Below are 17,261 nucleotides of genomic sequence, written 5' to 3'. Positions count from 1 at the left end.
TTGTTGCGAAATTACCTTAATGCGGGGTGGCTAAGCGCCACCCCCTTCATTACAATACCGTAATAATTTACCCACTCATAAAACGAGGAAATTCAATTGGCCCGTTTACCTGTTATTGTTGGCTTTGGCGGAATCAATTCGGCTGGTCGTACCTCTTCACATCAAGCATATCGCCGCATTGTCTTTGACCTCTTGCCAAGTTCAATTCAGCAGGATGTTTTACTCGATCTTGCCACCATCACCAATATGGCCGAACATAAAAATGGTCTGTGGTATACAGACGGCGGCGAAGCACTAGACGCTGCCGCATTGGTTGATAGCATTGGTGAGTCACTTCTTGCTCGTACTTTAATTCGTCGTATTCACCCAAGTTTATTTGATGTTGACCATGTCATTCTTCACAAGTCAACGACACTACAATCAAACCAAGACGATGAAAAACTAAGCTTCACGATAAAAACTCGCTCTTTGCCCAATGAGCGCCCAACGAATTGGCATGTAGTTGAACTATCCAGCACGCTAAGTAAAGTAACGGTTGATGGCAATTTAGAAACTTTTATTAAAGACGCTCGCCCACTTTCTGTAAAAGCGGCAGGACAATTACCAACTGGCTTTGATCCATCAAAATTGTACCAAAGTCGAAACCATCCTCGCGGGCTACAAATGACGGTTTATGGCGCCTCGGATGCTATTAAAAGCAGTGGCATCGATTGGGAAGTCATTCGCAGCAAGGTCTCCCCAGACCAAATGGCCGTCTATGCAGCCAACTCTATTGGTCAAATGGACGATCTCGGCTTTGGCGGCATGCTTAAATCCGCCTTAATGGGCAAGCGTACAACATCAAAACATCTGCCACTTGGCTACGCGCAAATGCCCGCTGATTTTGTTAACGCCTACATCCTTGGCAGCGTAGGCAATGTAGGTACTGCCATCGGTGCCTGCGCAACCTATTTCTTCAATTTAGAAAAAGCCATTGAAGGCATCAAATCTGGTAAATTCAGAGTGGCTATGGTGGGCGGTAGTGATGCACCAATTACACCAGAGATCATTGAAGGCTTCAGAACCATGGGCGCACTCGCTGAAGATACAGCCCTACTTGCTCTGGACCAAATAACCAATCAAGAAGAGCCAGACCATACTCGTAGCTGTCGCCCATTCGCACAAAACTGTGGTTTCACCATCGGAGAATCCAGTCAGTGGACGCTCCTGATGGATGACGAATTAGCGATAGAGCTAGGCGCAGAAATATTTGGCGCTATCCCTGCTGTTTTCTCATATGCAGATGGGCACAAAAAATCCATTTCAGCGCCGGGTATTGGTAACTATTTAACCATGAGCAAAGCCATGGCTTACCTACAAAACATAATAGGTAATGAGGGTTTAACACAACGCACCTTCATTCAAGCTCACGGTACAAGCACACCACAAAACCGGATCACTGAATCTCACGTTCTAAGCAAAGCAGCAGTCAGCTTTGGTGCAACAGAAATGCCCGTTATCGCTATGAAAGCGTTTCTAGGACACTCTCAAGGCACAGCTGGCGGCGATCAACTTCATCTATCTTTAGGTGTTTGGAAAGACGGCATTCTTCCTGGTATAACAACATCCCACGCTATTGCTGATGATGTTTACCGAGACGGCTTAAAGTTCCAACTTAAACATGAAGTTTATGGAAAGGACTATTTTGATGCCGCTTTACTTAACTCAAAAGGTTTTGGTGGCAACAACGCAACAGCCGTTCTTCTATCCCCTCAACAAACCATGAAAATGTTGAAGAAGCGCTACAGCGCAGAAGACATCAGCGCCTACGAAGCTAAAAACGTAGACGTTGCAGCGGCGGCTGAAGAATACAACCAATCAAGTATTCGCGGTGAAGTTCTGCCTATTTATAAGTTTGGATTTAATGTTCTAGGTGGTGAAGAACTTCACATCACAGATCAAGAAATTCGCTTACCTGGGTACGAAATGCCAGTAAGCCTCAATATAGAAAATGAATTTGGCGACCTAAAATAATACCTCGGTGATAAAACAACTGGTCAACATGAAGCTAAAACTGAATGTTGGCCAGTTTTTCTTGTAAAAAATCCAAAAGCAAACGCGTCTTTCTAGACATAAGCTTCCTTTGCGGATAAATAGCATAAAACCCTATCTCATACCCTTTACAATGCGGCAATAGATTAATCAGTTCACCTGACTCAATGTACTTGGATACCAAAAAGTCTGGCTGATAAATAATCCCCAAACCAGCCACTGCAAAGCGCGTCAAAGCACTGCCATTATTTGCCGAAAAACCACCTGACACAGACACTGTTTGAGATTCACCGCTCTCATTCATTAATGTCCATCTATTTGGTGTTGGAGCATTACGATATATTAGGCAAGAGTGCTTTTCTAAATCGGCGATCTCATTAAGCGGGCCATAAGCAGCAACATATTCAGGCGACGCACACACAAACCCTTTCGAATAACAAAGCGGCCTTGCAACAAACTGATCACCGCCCAAATAGCCACCACGGATCGCGATGTCCACACCCGATTCCGTCATATCAACACGCTTGTCACTGAAATCAACATCCAGTTCAATTTGCGGGTACATCTGACTAAATTCATTCAATAAAGGCACAAGATGCGTTAACCCAAAATCCATCGGTACACTCACTTTAAGTAGGCCTTTAGGTTTTTTAGTCAATTCACCAATTTCACCTTCAGCCTCTTCAATTGCCTCCATGATGGCAATGCAATGCTGATAATATTTGCGCCCAGCATCAGTAATACTAATATTCCGAGTGTTACGCTGTAAAAGCTTAGTACCAAGCTCTTCCTCTATAGAGTTAATATAGCGGGTCACCATAGGCCTGGATATTCCAAGAGAATCACTAGCCAATTTAAAACTTTCCGCCTCGAAAACTCGGCAAAACACCTTCATACCCTGAAGTTTATCCATTCATTCTGCTCTCCGCACAAAAGTTCCACCAGAATCATTTCTTATTAAGAAATATTGAATTCTATTTTAGGCCGATTATTTATTAAAAAAAACAAATTACACTACACGCATCATTGAATCAAATAGAGGAACTAAACAATGAAAATGATCACTATCAGTGCATTAGTATTAGCTTCAAGTATCACTATGGCGGCCGATTATAAGATTGACCCAGCTCATTCTGCGGTCACTTTCAAAGTTGGGCACCTAGGTGTAAGCACAACACCAGGTCGCTTCAATGAATTTGAAGGCAACTTTTCATACGCTGAAGATAAATCATCAGGAAGCGCAACCCTTACAATCAAGACAGCTAGCGTTGACACTAACCATGAAGCACGTGATAAACACCTACGTAGCCCTGACTTTCTAGATGTAAAACAATTCCCTACTTTAACCTTCAAAAGCACACAATTTGATGGCAAGACATTAACAGGTGATTTGACTCTACACGGTGTAACTAAGCCGGTGAGCTTTGACGTTAACCAAATTGGCGAAGGCAAAGACCCATGGGGTGGCTACCGTGCCGGTTTTGAAGCAAAAGCGGTAATCCAACGCAGTGACTTTGGCATTACTTACTTCATTCCAGGCGTAACAGATCAAACAGAAATTGAAGTGTTTATCGAAGGCATTCGCCAGTAACTGTAACTCATTAAGGAAGCAGAACGATCATGTACGAAGAAGCCAGCAACTCATCGGTGCTTATGTTATTACATACGGCAGTTTACCCTTTTCTCGCCGCACTAATAATCAGCGTTATTGCAGCTAAATTACTACGTGCATCGTCTTACCTTGGTTACATTGGTGGCTTTATTGCCGGACTCAGCCTGATTCACTCAGGCTTGAGTTTCCCGCCGGCCCAAGCCATCGACTATTACAGCATCACAGCATTAATCGGAACAGTGTCTGTACTTTGCTTTACCAATATTCGACAGACGATACCACGCAACATCCTAGGGCTAGTGCTATTTGGCTTATCCTTTTACTTACTACTAAACCCAGTCCTTAAACATACGGGATTACTTCTCAGTCTAAGTTGGGCTGCGGCAAGTGCGATCGTCACCCTAGTTTATCACCTACTGCAAGTGCAACCGAAAGAGTTGGAATTAGGCAATGACAAGGCTGAACGCAAACTGTCTGTTCTTTTACCAACAGTAGGACTCATGATTGTGGCAGGCGCAGCCGCACCAGTCATTTCTATTGGTGGAAGCTTGCTAATTGGGCAATTATTAGGTGCATTAGGAGCGGCTCTTTTTGCTTATGTGATTGTTAGCTATCTAACAAAAGTCACACAAGTGTTTAGCTGTATCCCAGCGTCATTACTGTTAGGAGGATTAATCACGCAGAGCCACGTGCTTGCAGACATTCCTCTTAGTGTCATTTTACTCATTACAGCAAGCGTGTTTGTTACACCAATTGCAGTAAGATTCAGTTCAGAGTTGACCAATAAACAGAGCATCGGCGTGATTTTTATTCAAGGTGTAATCAGCCTTTTAGTGAGTGGATTTTGCTTGTGGCTAGTTTGGCCAGAAAGCAGCCTATACTAAGAGCGATTTAGTCCTTAAATATTGAACGTGACGAGCGCCATAATGGCAATATGATTGCTGCTATGGCGCTATTTACCGCCCCATAGGACAAGAAATACAACATATCAGAAATGCCAAAACCTAAATAGAAACAGAGGAAAGCGCTGTTAGGCAGAACCACAAACAGCCACAAACCTATCACCAAGAAAAAACGCCCTGCCCCAGAAAAGCCTTTCACTCGACTTAACAACCAAGCAGTGAACATCAAGTAAACAAAGGAAGAAGCAACAAAGGCGAATATCAAACCGATATCGAGCTGATTTGGCTCAATAGTGCGTGTAAGGCGGTCTAAAAATGAAGAAGGTGCAGACACATACCAAACACCCCCAAGTATAATCTGAAGGATAAACACCAACACAACCGCTCTTTTATTTACCTTGTACACATCAGCCCCTTAACTTGTTAGTCTCAGCTCACACGCTGTTAACTGGTTTTGTATAATTCCTTCACTAGATTTCGTAATTTTGATCGCCATGGTCGCTGCTTTATCCCAAAGTGGTTAAACACTTTTCGACAAGATAACGACTGACGCTGCATCGCAGAAGATTCCTGAACTTCCGGAAACGAATCACCAATCGCTTCAACTTCAACTTGCGCTTTAGGATCAAACTGCCCAGAAGTCGCAAGAATCGCCTCAACCAAACGAATCCAACTAATTTCTTCCGCACAGCAATAATGGTAAACACCTTTATTTTGCGCACCGTAATGACCCTGACTCACCATAGATAGAATAACACGAACCAAATCTGACACAGGCGTCGGACTACCAATGAGATCATCTTTGTAAGCAAGATTAACGCCATCCTGAATCAAACCAAGCGTTCTACATACAAAATCATCACCTTGACCACTAAAAAGCCAACCAGTTCGCAGGACAATATTATCAGGATTGCTTAATACTATAGACTCTGCCGCGATCAAGGCTTGGGCGTAAGGCTCCGTACCGTCAGGCTCATCTGTTTCAGCGTAAGCTGCATCTTTGTTACCTGAAAACACTCTAGCGCTACTAATCATTATCAATGGTGCACTTGCTCGCTCATTGAAATAACGTAAAGCCGCCTGCAACTTCTCATCGCTACCCTGCAACGCATAACGCAAACTTAACGCATCAATAACAACGTCAAATTGCATTGCATCAAGTTCTTCCCTTCTAGCAACATCCAGCAACAATGACTCGTCTGGGCATAGCCATAAAAATTCACTTCTTTCTTTTGATAAACTTAATAATGACGACCCCACTTCCGTGCTACTCCCCAACAGGAGAATACGAATAGGGGCATTAATATCAGGTGTAGTATTCACAACGAACCCTCGTTCCACTTAGGAAAAACTCTAAGTAGGTTATCACATGTCTGTATCGCGATCTGCTCAACATTTTCTGTTCTTATCGTTGCCGCGCACTGTGCAATTATGGGAATAGAAAGTGGTGTATTTATTTCCCCTTGAAATCCCTTAAGAGGCATATCAGGTGAATCAGTCTCAAGTACAAATGCTTTACTGTCTAAAGCCGCCAAAACACGGTGAGCTTTCTTTGCTCTAGGATACGTAATTGTACCGCCAATCCCCAGCACAAAACCAAAATCTAAAAACCCCTTCGCTTGTTCAATACTGCCGTTAAAGGCATGAATCACACCGCCATTTTGAAACCGCACATTCTTAATACACTTAAGAACTAAATCATAACTTTTCCTAGCGTGCACGATAACAGGTAATTGCAAAGATTTAGCCACACTTAGTTGTCGAGAAAAGAAGTCGATCTGCACTGCCATATCAACCGCATCAGGCCAACAATCCAAACCTATTTCCCCAACACCAACCACTCTATCGGCATCACATTGCTCACCAAGCAGATCAATCTGAGACAATTTGGCATCTCGCAAAAAATAGGGATGTAGACCATATGCTGCTCGCCATTCAGGGTAATGCACAATAAGTGAGGCCAATTTAGACCAGCTAGCATGAGTCGTTGCCGGTACTAAAAAACCACCAACCCCACTTGCTAGGCAACGCGACATTAAAGCGTCGCGCTGACCATCAAATACATCAAAATCAAAATGGCAATGACTGTCTATATACATACATAAAAGATTACATGATTTAAAGAATAAAGCACTATTTTATAAAACCGACAAAAACAAATAAGCCGTGCACTATGCACGGCTTATTTAGAAACGCGAATAAACTAACTTAAAGTGATGGGCCAGCCTTCACGATAGCATCAGAAACGGTTTCAAATTTCTTAAAGTTCTCAACAAACTGAGAGATCAAATTTTTCGCTTGCGCTTCATACGCAGACTGATCAGCCCATGTTTTACGAGGATTCAACAAAACACTATCGACGCCCGGAACTTGAGTTGGAACGTCTAGATTAACATCTGCCAAATGCTCAGTTTCTGCATCAGCCAATACACCAGATTGAATCGCAGAAATAACCGCACGAGTCGTTGGGATACTAAAGCGCTTACCACCTTGACCGTGAGCACCACCAGTCCAACCAGTATTCACTAGATAAACCTTACTACCAAACTCTTCGATACGCTTAATCAAAAGATCCGCATAAACATCAGCAGAGCGAGGAAAGAAAGGTGCACCGAAACAAGTAGAGAAAGTTGATTTAATTCCCGTGCCAGCACCCATTTCTGTAGAACCAACCAAAGCGGTGTAACCGCTTAAGAAATGATAAGCCGCCGCCTCTTTAGTAAGAATGGAAACAGGAGGAAGAACACCAGTTAAATCACAGGTTAAAAAGATAATCGCATTTGGCTCACCTGCACGGTTACCTGCAGCGCGCTTCTCAATATGCTCTCGAGGGTAGCCTGCACGACCATTTTGCGTCAAAGAAGTATCTGCGTAATCGGCTACACGTGTATTCGGATCTAGTACAACGTTTTCAACAATTGTACCAAATTTAATCGCATCCCAAATGATCGGCTCATTCTTCTTAGAAAGGTCAATCGTTTTAGCGTAGCAACCGCCTTCAATATTGAAAACAGTACCTTTACCCCAACCGTGCTCATCATCACCAATCAAAAAGCGCTCAGGATCCGCAGACAAAGTGGTTTTACCCGTTCCAGACAAACCAAAGAACAGTGTCACATCTTCTTCTGGACCAACGTTCGCAGCACAGTGCATAGGCAAGACATCATGAGCAGGCAACAAATAATTCTGCACAGAAAACATGGCCTTTTTCATTTCACCAGCGTAACGCATTCCCGCAATAAGCACTTTACGCTCAGCAAAATTTAAAATAACGCAGCCATCTGAGTTAGTGCCATCGCGATCAGGCTCACAAACAAAGTTTGGCGCATTAAGAATCTGCCACTCACCTTTGTCAGATGGATTATAGACATCAGGACGAATAAATAGATTACGACCAAACAACTGATGCCAAGCGGTTTCTGTACGCATGATGACAGGAAGATAATATTCATCACCCGCGCCAACGTGGATATTAGATACAAACGACTCTTGACCATCAAGATACGCAGTCACTCGGTCCCACAGCGGAGCAAATTTCGCTTCAGGAAATGGACGGTTTACTGGTCCCCAGTGGATACTATCTTTGCTGGACGCTTCTTCTACAATAAAACGATCCATAGGAGAACGACCTGTACGAGCACCCGTTTCAACAACAAGCGCACCGTTATCGGCAAGAACCCCTTCGCCATTCTGCAGGGCCTTTTCCACCAACTGCGGCGTGGTTAAATTTGTATGAATAGTCGCTACGTCTAATGCGGAGTTCATTTTGCTAAGTCCTCTGAACAATAAAGGTTGTCTGATCACTCTGTTAAAAAATGCCTCTATACGACAACATCAAATATTGCGCCGTACAAAACACTCAGTTATACGAAGTTTTTTTCGGTGAAAAACATAGTAACAAAACAATCTAAAAAAAAATATTGTTATAACAATATGTTATTTTATTACCATTTTGAAATTTTTAAATATAGCGTAAGTTATTGTTATTTATAAACTTATACAAAAAAACACAAGATTCCCCAACAAATTATGCCTAGGTAGCGCCTATTGAGCGTTAAATTCATGTAGTTTTCTTTCTTTTTTGTCACCCACCGACTAAACAGAAACCTTCTTACTGACTTACACCCCTACAATAATCCACAAACAACGCGCATATCTATCAACGACAAAGCCACCTAAAATGTAGGGTTTCTATTAAGAAACTTCAAAAAAATACAATTTTTTGAATTTTTCTTGCCTCTAATATGTCCTGAATCATATCGCTTCGTGGTAAGATTCTTTCTTAGATTTCCCCCCAATTGTTCAAAAGGTTGATTGATATTTATGTTAAAAACAAATCAGAACTGCAATATTGGATTTGTCGGCCTGGGTGTCATGGGTAAAAACTTGGCCTTAAATTTAGCTGACCATGGCTACCGAGTTGCAGGTTTTGATCTTGACACACATAAAGTACAAGACGTTCTTGATACAGAAGCTGCGGAACGTCCAGATACATCGACAGAAGCACGCATCATTGGCTGCTCAAGCATGGAAGACATGCTATCAAACCTTGTCAAACCTCGAGTTATTGTTGTTCTCGTTCCAGCAGGAAACCCTGTTGACGCCGTTTGCAACAGCTTGATTGAAGCCGGTCTAGAAGCAGACGACATCGTGGTAGATTGTGGTAACAGCCAATGGACAGACACTATCCGACGTGAAGCGGAATACAAAGAAAAATTCAAATTCTTTGGTACAGCCGTTTCCGGTGGTGAAGTGGGTGCTCGCTTCGGTCCATCTCTTATGCCTGGCGGTGATGCAGACTCTTGGAAATACCTACAACCAATGTGGGAAGCGGTTGCAGCCAAAGTAGACGAAAATGGCAAACCTATCGTTAGCAACACGCCTGGCAAGCCCGTTACTGAAGGTGAGCCTTGCACTGCGTATCTTGGGCCAAATGGCGCAGGTCACTACGTAAAAATGGTTCATAACGGTATCGAATATGCCGACATGCAACTTATCTGTGAAGCTTACCATTTGCTTCGTTCTTTGCTTGGTTACGAACCAGAAGAAATCGGCAAATTGTTTGAAAAATGGAATCAAGGCGTTTTAAACAGTTACCTTGTTGAAATCTCAGCCGATATTCTTCAGCAATACGACCATAAAACAGGTGCGCCACTCGTTGATATGATTTTAGACAGCGCAGGCCAAAAAGGTACAGGTCGCTGGACATCAATTAGCGCGACTCAAATGGGTGTTCCTGCGGGTATTATTAGTGAATCCGTTTATGCTCGCGCCCTAAGCACACTGACAGGTGAACGCGAACTTGCTGCCAGTAAGCTTGTTGCTGACCTAGACAGCGGAGAGATTGAGGCAGAAGCAGTCGAAAAAGCCATTGAAGATGCGCTTTACTGTGCGAAGATCTGCGCTTACGCTCAAGGCTTCCAGCTAATGCGCGCCGCTGAAAAAGAATACGATTGGAAATTTAACTTCAGCGATATCGCTAAGATTTGGCGTGGAGGCTGCATTATCCGAGCTTCTTTCCTACAAAAAATCGCGGATGCATTTACTGAAAATCCAGAACTTGAAAACCTACTGCTAAGTGATTATTTCGCCGATGCAATGGCAAGCAAACAAGCTGGCCTTCGTAAAGCGGTTGTTCTTGCGGCACAATCAGGCATTCCAACGCCATCTTTCTTCTCTGCCTTGGCTTACTTTGACGGTTACCGTTCTGAAGTATTACCTGCAAACTTGCTTCAAGCACAGCGTGATTACTTCGGTGCCCACACTTATGAACGAGTGGATGCAGAAGCAGGTCAGAAATTCCACACATACTGGCAGGAAGAAGGTCGTCCAGAGCGCAAAGCTTAAGACCGACTCTTAGCCCCAAAAAAAACGCTGACCTAGCAATAAGTCAGCGTTTTTTTTGTTTCAAACTTAATACGCTGACTTCTGTTTTTAACAAAATATTGGCAAGCGTAGTAGTTATGCAAAAGTCTCAAAGTCTTGTCGAGCACTGTCGTCAAGACTTCATTTTCTTCTCCATAGAAGTCAGCATCCCTCTTAGCATGCCCACTTCCTGCTGATCCAATCGCGAACGCTGGAACATGCGACGAAAGCGCGTCATCACCTGCATCGGCATTTCTGGATCAAGAAATTCAGTCTGTACTAGCACTTTCTCTAGGTGCTCAAGCAGATAATCGATCTGCTCTACATTGGCGGCTGGTACATCCCATTTGCTCGTTACTACTGGCGCGTCTTTCATCAATAAAGACTTCATTCGCAGCTCATAAGCGATAACCTGAACGGCAGCACCTAAGTTCAAGGAACTAAAGGTCTCAACTGAAGGAATATGCACATGATAGTTACAACGTTGCAATTCTTCGTTCGTCAAACCTCGGTCTTCTCGACCAAACACAAACGCCGTGACCAATCCTTCGTCATAAACCAGATCAGCCGCCTGCCTTGGATCAACCAAAGGCCAAGGAATATTTCGCTCACGAGCACTCGTCCCAATAACCAACTGACAATCTGCCAGAGCCTCTTCCAAGGTTTCAACGACAACCGCATTGTCCAAAATATCGGTTGCACCTGAGGCTCGACTTACTGCTTCATCGCTAGGATATTGCTTCGGTGCAACAAGATAAAGATCTGCTAACCCCATATTTTTCATTGCACGAGCAGCGCCACCAATATTGCCTGGGTGCGACGTATTAACAAGGACGATTCTTACTTTGTTTTGCATTTTATGAGGTACCAATAATAGCAGTAGGACAATGGCAGGTATCTTAACAGATATTTATAGTAAAGCCGCAAATCGATCAATTTTCGAACAAATATTTCCTAGTAAAAGGCAGACGATTAAGATAGAATTCGCGCTCTTATTTAGGCACTCGGTTTTATCGCGCTCTTTTCTTTTTAACAGGAAATTTGTTTAGCCTACTCACTTAGAAACTAACCCTCTTTGCAGAGTAAATAGATAAAACGGAGCCGCCCGCTCTTTAACACTTTATTTGGCAACCTATCGTCTGTCTTATCGACGGTATGTGCATTTTAATGACGAAATAATTGACGGTAAATTATGCAACCTAGAATCAATGTCGCACTGAAAGCAGCTCGTGCCGCTGCAGAATATATAGTTCACTCACAAGAGAAACTACTTTTTGACAAAGAACAAGGCCAATCAGCTGAACAGGTTTATCAAACTGTTTGCTCTGGCGCTGAACGCAGCATCGTTTACCATCTAGAAAAAGCCTACCCTGCAGACACTATTACGACTCGCCTTCAAGGCACTGTACAAAATGGTGAAGAAGGAGAATGGATCATTGATGCGATTCAAGGTCAGCACCTGTTTTCACGAGGCCTAACAGGCAACGTCATTACTATGAGCTACCTAGTTGCCGGTAAAGTGGAGCACGCTCTTGTGCTAAACCCTCACACCAAAGACGAATTTTACGCCAGTAAAGGTCGTGGTGCTTATCTAAACAATTCCCGTATTCGCAGCAGTACAGCTCGCACCCTAGAAAACGTAACTGTCGCAGCTCAATTCCCAGCAACAGATCGTCTTATGCCTTCTCTATCTGGCCAATTCGCAGTGCTAGCAGAAATTGCAGAGCAAGGTGCTCGTGCCGTTATGCAAGACTCTCCAGCACTGATGCTTGCTAACGTTGCAGCAGGTCGTCTTGACGCTGCTTGGGGCATCAAACTTCAAGAATGGGAAATGCAAGCCCCACTATTTATCGCCAAAGAAGCAGGCTGCCTATTCGCTGGTTTTGATGGCTCGCCAAGTTTAGAAAAAGGCGATGTACTATGTGCCGCGCCACGTTTATTCAAAGTATTACTACCAACGCTTAACAAGCACCTGAACTAAGACATCCCTTAGCTCATAAGGTAGACACAAAAAAGGCTCTTTTCTGCGATGAAAAGAGCCTTTTTTATTTAGCACTTGTTTTTAAAATCAATGTTTATGATGGCTATGCTCATGATGATGCTCATGCAGATCTTCTTCATCATGGTGATGATGACCCTCAGCTGTCTCGCCAGGGTAATACAAACCAATGTCTTGACGAATCTCATCCAAAGTCGCAATCAACTCTAAACTGTCTTTCCAACTGTGATTAGGGCTTTGCAGCAAACCTTCTTCAAGGCAACGATTCACTTCATCCACTTCAAATTGGTAACCATTCCCAGGGAAATCAAACTCAATCGCTCGCTCTGAATTATCAGCACCAACAATACGACATGACTTAGCTTTAAACCATTCAGAGTCAATTTCAATATAGCCTTCTGAACCAGACAAAGTAGCGCGGTTAGGGTTGCATGAAATCAAAGACGCATCCAATGAAGCAAGTTGCCCGCTTTCCCAGCCTAGTAAAATTTGTTCGAACAGATCTACGTCTGTGTCACCAATTACTGCTTGGTTCTGCACAAAGTCAGGCTTACCAAAGAACAACTGCGCCAAAAAGACAGGATAAATACCGATATCTAACAAGGCACCGCCACCTAATTCAAGATTCATCAAACGATGATTAGGATCGGTCGGTCCAATAAAATTAAAACTTGCTTGAATACTGTTTAATGTTCCTATTTCACCTTCTTCAACCCACTCTACCACCTGCTCAATAACAGGATTAAAGCGCGTCCACATGGCTTCCATAACAAAGACGTTATGTTCTAAGGCTAAATCATAAAGCTCTTTAGACTGCGACTCGTTAATAGTAAAAGGCTTTTCACACAGAACTGCTTTGCCTGCCAAAATACACGCCTTGGTCAAATCGTAGTGATACACATGAGGTGTCGCGATATAAATAGCATCGACCTCGTTGCTATTTATTAAGGAAAAATAGTCAAAAAACGCTAACTCAATATCAAACTCAGCAGAAAAAGCATCCGCAGACACCTTATTACGAGAAGCAACCGCACGAAGTTCACCCGCTTTGACATGACAAAAATCACTGGCAAATAAATGCGCGATTTGACCTGTACCAATAATACCCCAGCGTACCTTCTTCATAGGATTCTCCCCATAGACTTAATCAAAGCATTAACGCCCACAACAGATTAGCGTTAAACTTAGCGACACTAAAAAACGCGCGTAACAGACCTTTGCACGACGTTACAAGTGAAACCAAGACGAGGCAAAAAATAGACGAGAAAGCAGAATTTATGAGTTATAAATGAGCATTTCGAGTCTGTTTTTAACAAAGTATTGGCAAGCACAGCAGTCGTGCAAATATCTCGCTAAGTTTGACGTTAAAGAAGACTATAGTCCACTGACATTTTCAAGTTCATGAATACGTTCATTTAATTTCTCAACTTGTGCTTCCAATTCTTTAACTTTGGCTTCAAGTTGTTGAGTGTATTCCTTGCTTGTATCAGAAGAAAAGGAAACGACAGGTCGCTCAGACTCGGAACAGAAACATTCCTGATAGCGCTGCTCGCGCTTTCCAGGTTCTTTTGGCAACTGGCAAACATAAGGGCCGCCCGTTTTCTCCTGCAGTGACAGCAAAGCCTGCTCGACTTCATCGCGAGACTGGAAAGTATGCAGCCGACCGCTACGTGAACGAATTTCTCCTGGCGTTTGTGCGCCACGAACAAACATCAAACAAATAATCGCTGTTTCTGCAGGAGATAGCTGTAAGTCTGAAAACTCCGTATTACAAAATCTGTGCTGATATTTACTGACTCGGCTATGAGAAGCATTAATTTCAGTGACTAAACCACGCGCCACCAGAGCATCTAAGGCATCTTGAACATCCAACTCTGACAATTGGGTAACAGGATCGCGATTGGACTTTTGATTACAAGCGTTAACAAGTGCATTCAAACTAAGAGGATATTGATCTGGCGTGGTTATCTCTTTTTCCATCAGACAACCAATAATACGCATTTCTATAAAGTTTACTTCGTGATAACTCATAGGGATTCCTAACTGCTTCTTATCTTTCGTCTTTAACGATGCTTTTTAAATACGGTAAAAGGCATCACCAATACGTCTTTTAACGATGTGGGTTGATACGTTTTTGTATCCGGCAGTCCTATTTTTAAGTGCTCATCTCCTTCTAAAGCGTCATTTCTTTTCGTTCTAAAAAGTGCATCCCAAATACTGAGAAAAAAGCCGAAATTACTGTTTGCTTCAAGACTTACTCTTGAATGATGTATGCGATGCATATCGGGAGTAACCAGTAACTTCTTCAGCCAAGTTTCGATAATAACAGGCAATCTAACATTGGTGTGATTAAACATAGCCGATGCATTCAATAAAACATCAAACGCCAATACGGCCGCCACAGGAACCCCCAGCAGCCAAACGGCCAGCCCCTTAAAAAAGAGAGACAAGACAATTTCGACCGGATGAAAGCGCACGGCCGAGCTAACATCTAACTCTGGATCAGAATGATGGACGCGATGAATTCGCCACAAAAGAGGAATACGATGAAAAAGACGGTGTTGCCAATAAATAAGGCAATCTAACAGTAAAATACTGAATAAGAATACAGCCCAAAAAGGCAAATCTAACCACCAAAAGAGACCAAACTCCGAACTGGAGAAAGCGATAACAGACAGTAATAATGGCTGAATAACTCGGACACAAAGCGCGCCGAGCGCAAAAAGAGACATATTGTGCCACCAACGTTGCCGCCACTGTAACAACATCGCCCTTGGACTCAACCACTGCCACAAAACCAATGTGCTGAATACAAGAAAAAACACGCCAACCCGTACAGTGAAATCTATCATTCAGTACACAACCTAGATAAGAACACGGTGATACAGATCAAATTTACGCCCCAAGACGAGCCTCACTGAATAGGCTCAGGTGGATGCTGATGGCTTAATAAAAAATGCACCTTTATTTGGCCAAACAGCTCTGCCAATACATTAAGATTTACCTCATCTAAGCGATGAATAATAAAACAATGATCACCAAATTGAACATGTGGCAACCGATCAATAAAAGGGTGTAAAACACTCAAATCAGAGAAATACACACATAAATGATCAGATCGTGCTGCCACACCATAAAGCCAACTTGAGTTTTGCTGAAAATACGGAATCTCTATACCACTGACTAACTCCGCATCCGGTGCAATTAGCTCCATCATATCAATGATTTCCAGTAGATCTGCCCGCATTGCGGGAGAACTATGCTGGACATATTGTCTTACAAAATCACACGATGCTAAGTTCAACATAAAAGCCTCTCTTTATATTAAAAAAATAAAAAGGACCTCAATCATGAAAACTTAACCATTTGAAAAATATAATAAATTACATAAATCCATGCGCAATTAGAGCTTCTTCAATACGAGTTATCGCTTGGTTCAGAATAGATTGGGGACACCCAAAGTTTAGGCGAACATAGTTCGGATTACCAAAATCTTTACCATTTGAAACTCCCACACCCGCATCAACAAAAAATTGATGCGGATCGTCCAACGCCAAAGCAGAAACATCAATCCAAGCCAAATATGTCGCTTCCAAATGCAGCATTTTTAATGGCGTAGCAGCGAGCCTTTGAGCCAATAAATCCCGATTTCCTTTTAAATACATGAGCAAAGCGTTATGCCACTCTTGACCCTCTTCATAAGCGGCCGTAGCGGCCGTTAAACCAAGCATATTGGGTGATGGAATCAGGCCAGCTCTTTCTTTATTAAAGGCTTGGCGTAATTCTGTGTTTTCTATAACGGCAAAGGCATAACCTAACCCTGCAATGTTAAATGTTTTACTTGGTGCCATTAAGGTAATTGTTCGGTTTGCAGCGTCTTTGTTTAGACTAGCAAGAGGCACATGCGGCAAATCATCCAAAATCAAATCACAGTGAATTTCATCACTGACAATCAGCAAATCATATTTTTCAGCCAATGCATGGATGCTCAACAACTCCGCTTTTGTATAGACAGTCCCACCTGGATTATGCGGATTACATAGCAAAATCATTTTACTGTTAGGATTCGCACAAGCGGCCTCAAGCTGCGCCATATCAGGTAACCAACGGCCATCTTGAGAACACATATCGACATGTAACAAATCTCGACCAGACCACTGTGGTGCCTTGGTTAAATGATAATAAACAGGTCCAGGGACAACGACCCCCTCACCCTCTTTAGAGAAAGTTTGAACACTAAGATGCAGAGCACAAACCAATCCCGGTAAATGCACCAAGTGTGACGCAGAAATTTGCCAATTATAACGATGCAAAAGGTGTGACTGTATAGCGCTCTCTAGCGCCTTAGGTGTGTGGGTATAGCCATAAACACCTTTATTAACCCTTTGATTTAATGAAGATTTTATACATTCAGGTGAATCAAAATCCATATCAGCTACCCACATTGGGAGAACCGTATCAGGGTATTTAGACCATTTATCACTGCTGGTATTCGATCGATCTAAAACAGTATCAAAGGTAGAAGAAGAGACAGCCATTAAATAACACTCCAGTTATGTATTTCGTTTTATAATTAACATAGTCTAAGCGACAAACTCCAGTGAAAATCTGACGAGTGAATAAGATAAACACGCCCTAAAATCAGAAGAAATAAGCCTAAAAATCCTTATTTCTTATCTTAAACCGACACAATCGCTCTAAAAAAAAGATTAAAAAAATTTTAAACGGCTAAAAACCTTTTAAAATCAAACCTTTAAATTGATTAGAGTACTAAGTTTTAGATTTGTCAAGGGTTGACCTAAATTGCACAATCAGCCTAGTATAGTTTTCATTAAACGGCTGTTTAATAAAA

Annotated in this window: 16 protein-coding genes; 5 read left to right on the top strand and 11 right to left on the bottom strand. The window is 42.6% G+C overall.

The features are described from left to right. The first annotated feature begins 96 nt into the window (after positions 1-96). Positions 97-2,013 (top strand): beta-ketoacyl synthase, encoded by a 1,917-nt coding sequence (locus DFP75_RS10625; protein WP_110575422.1) that lies wholly within the window; start codon positions 97-99, stop codon positions 2,011-2,013. Positions 2,014-2,047: 34 nt separating this feature from the next. Here the strand turns inward: DFP75_RS10625 and DFP75_RS10620 are convergent, their stop codons facing one another. Beyond that, on the bottom strand, positions 2,048-2,944 hold the full coding sequence (locus tag DFP75_RS10620; protein ID WP_110575420.1) for a LysR family transcriptional regulator: 897 nt from the start codon (positions 2,942-2,944) through the stop codon (positions 2,048-2,050). A 138-nt stretch (positions 2,945-3,082) separates the two neighbouring features. Between DFP75_RS10620 and DFP75_RS10615 the strand changes: the two genes are divergently transcribed. Next, positions 3,083-3,622 (top strand): YceI family protein, encoded by a 540-nt coding sequence (locus DFP75_RS10615; RefSeq protein WP_110575418.1) that lies wholly within the window; start codon positions 3,083-3,085, stop codon positions 3,620-3,622. A 29-nt stretch (positions 3,623-3,651) separates the two neighbouring features. Beyond that, a complete protein-coding gene (locus tag DFP75_RS10610) occupies positions 3,652-4,527 on the top strand; it encodes a hypothetical protein (protein ID WP_110575416.1) in 876 nt (291 codons plus the stop codon). Between the two features lie 7 nt (positions 4,528-4,534). Here DFP75_RS10610 and DFP75_RS10605 read toward each other — a convergent pair whose 3' ends face one another. The 4 genes from DFP75_RS10605 to DFP75_RS10590 form a co-directional block, all read right to left on the bottom strand. Further along, positions 4,535-4,951, bottom strand: a complete 417-nt coding sequence (locus DFP75_RS10605; RefSeq protein ID WP_110575414.1) for a hypothetical protein — start codon at positions 4,949-4,951, stop codon at positions 4,535-4,537. A 38-nt stretch (positions 4,952-4,989) separates the two neighbouring features. Next, positions 4,990-5,868, bottom strand: coding sequence for an SDR family oxidoreductase (locus DFP75_RS10600; protein WP_110575412.1), 879 nt, complete (start codon positions 5,866-5,868; stop codon positions 4,990-4,992). Continuing rightward, positions 5,865-6,644 carry a TatD family hydrolase gene (locus DFP75_RS10595; protein ID WP_110575409.1) on the bottom strand — a complete coding sequence of 260 codons (780 nt, stop codon included), beginning with the start codon at positions 6,642-6,644 and terminating at the stop codon, positions 5,865-5,867. Before DFP75_RS10595 ends, DFP75_RS10600 begins: the two co-directional genes overlap by 4 nt. A gap of 109 nt (positions 6,645-6,753) precedes the next feature. Then, positions 6,754-8,310 (bottom strand): phosphoenolpyruvate carboxykinase, encoded by a 1,557-nt coding sequence (locus tag DFP75_RS10590; protein ID WP_110575407.1) that lies wholly within the window; start codon positions 8,308-8,310, stop codon positions 6,754-6,756. 558 nt (positions 8,311-8,868) lie between these two features. Here DFP75_RS10590 and gndA point away from each other — a divergent pair. Then, a complete protein-coding gene (gene gndA / locus DFP75_RS10585) occupies positions 8,869-10,392 on the top strand; it encodes an NADP-dependent phosphogluconate dehydrogenase (RefSeq protein ID WP_110575405.1) in 1,524 nt (507 codons plus the stop codon). A 151-nt stretch (positions 10,393-10,543) separates the two neighbouring features. Here gndA and DFP75_RS10580 read toward each other — a convergent pair whose 3' ends face one another. Next, positions 10,544-11,266, bottom strand: a complete 723-nt coding sequence (locus DFP75_RS10580) for an RNA methyltransferase (protein ID WP_110575403.1) — start codon at positions 11,264-11,266, stop codon at positions 10,544-10,546. A gap of 336 nt (positions 11,267-11,602) precedes the next feature. Here DFP75_RS10580 and DFP75_RS10575 point away from each other — a divergent pair, with 336 nt between their 5' ends. After that, positions 11,603-12,391 carry an inositol monophosphatase family protein gene (locus DFP75_RS10575; RefSeq protein WP_110575402.1) on the top strand — a complete coding sequence of 263 codons (789 nt, stop codon included), beginning with the start codon at positions 11,603-11,605 and terminating at the stop codon, positions 12,389-12,391. 87 nt (positions 12,392-12,478) lie between these two features. On the opposite strand, the gene DFP75_RS10570 is transcribed toward DFP75_RS10575, so the two are convergent. From DFP75_RS10570 to DFP75_RS10550, 5 genes are all read right to left on the bottom strand, one after another. Next, positions 12,479-13,534 (bottom strand): Gfo/Idh/MocA family protein, encoded by a 1,056-nt coding sequence (locus tag DFP75_RS10570; protein WP_110575400.1) that lies wholly within the window; start codon positions 13,532-13,534, stop codon positions 12,479-12,481. 249 nt (positions 13,535-13,783) lie between these two features. After that, positions 13,784-14,440 (bottom strand): YceH family protein, encoded by a 657-nt coding sequence (locus DFP75_RS10565; protein ID WP_110575398.1) that lies wholly within the window; start codon positions 14,438-14,440, stop codon positions 13,784-13,786. 32 nt (positions 14,441-14,472) lie between these two features. After that, positions 14,473-15,261, bottom strand: a complete 789-nt coding sequence (locus DFP75_RS10560; RefSeq protein ID WP_110575396.1) for a sterol desaturase family protein — start codon at positions 15,259-15,261, stop codon at positions 14,473-14,475. 62 nt (positions 15,262-15,323) lie between these two features. After that, positions 15,324-15,716 carry a DUF1801 domain-containing protein gene (locus DFP75_RS10555; protein WP_110575394.1) on the bottom strand — a complete coding sequence of 131 codons (393 nt, stop codon included), beginning with the start codon at positions 15,714-15,716 and terminating at the stop codon, positions 15,324-15,326. 76 nt (positions 15,717-15,792) lie between these two features. Then, complete coding sequence (locus DFP75_RS10550) at positions 15,793-16,947, bottom strand: MalY/PatB family protein (RefSeq protein ID WP_110575392.1); 1,155 nt, start codon at positions 16,945-16,947, stop codon at positions 15,793-15,795. Positions 16,948-17,261 lie beyond the last annotated feature (314 nt).

It is taken from the genome of Marinomonas alcarazii (assembly GCF_003208215.1).
Classification (GTDB): domain Bacteria; phylum Pseudomonadota; class Gammaproteobacteria; order Pseudomonadales; family Marinomonadaceae; genus Marinomonas; species Marinomonas alcarazii.
The sequence above is the reverse complement of the archived record's forward strand: the minus strand, read 5'-3'. Positions and strand labels throughout refer to the sequence as shown.

Coding starts and splice junctions, on each gene's coding strand:
- DFP75_RS10620 (WP_110575420.1), bottom strand. CDS start 2,944: ATGGATAAACTTCAGGGTATGAAGGTGTTTTGCCGAGTTTTCGAGGCG.
- DFP75_RS10615 (WP_110575418.1), top strand. CDS start 3,083: ATGAAAATGATCACTATCAGTGCATTAGTATTAGCTTCAAGTATCACT.
- DFP75_RS10610 (WP_110575416.1), top strand. CDS start 3,652: ATGTACGAAGAAGCCAGCAACTCATCGGTGCTTATGTTATTACATACG.
- DFP75_RS10595 (WP_110575409.1), bottom strand. CDS start 6,644: ATGTATATAGACAGTCATTGCCATTTTGATTTTGATGTATTTGATGGT.
- DFP75_RS10590 (WP_110575407.1), bottom strand. CDS start 8,310: ATGAACTCCGCATTAGACGTAGCGACTATTCATACAAATTTAACCACG.
- gndA (WP_110575405.1), top strand. CDS start 8,869: ATGTTAAAAACAAATCAGAACTGCAATATTGGATTTGTCGGCCTGGGT.
- DFP75_RS10580 (WP_110575403.1), bottom strand. CDS start 11,266: ATGCAAAACAAAGTAAGAATCGTCCTTGTTAATACGTCGCACCCAGGC.
- DFP75_RS10575 (WP_110575402.1), top strand. CDS start 11,603: ATGCAACCTAGAATCAATGTCGCACTGAAAGCAGCTCGTGCCGCTGCA.
- DFP75_RS10570 (WP_110575400.1), bottom strand. CDS start 13,534: ATGAAGAAGGTACGCTGGGGTATTATTGGTACAGGTCAAATCGCGCAT.
- DFP75_RS10565 (WP_110575398.1), bottom strand. CDS start 14,440: ATGAGTTATCACGAAGTAAACTTTATAGAAATGCGTATTATTGGTTGT.
- DFP75_RS10560 (WP_110575396.1), bottom strand. CDS start 15,261: ATGATAGATTTCACTGTACGGGTTGGCGTGTTTTTTCTTGTATTCAGC.
- DFP75_RS10555 (WP_110575394.1), bottom strand. CDS start 15,716: ATGTTGAACTTAGCATCGTGTGATTTTGTAAGACAATATGTCCAGCAT.
- DFP75_RS10550 (WP_110575392.1), bottom strand. CDS start 16,947: ATGGCTGTCTCTTCTTCTACCTTTGATACTGTTTTAGATCGATCGAAT.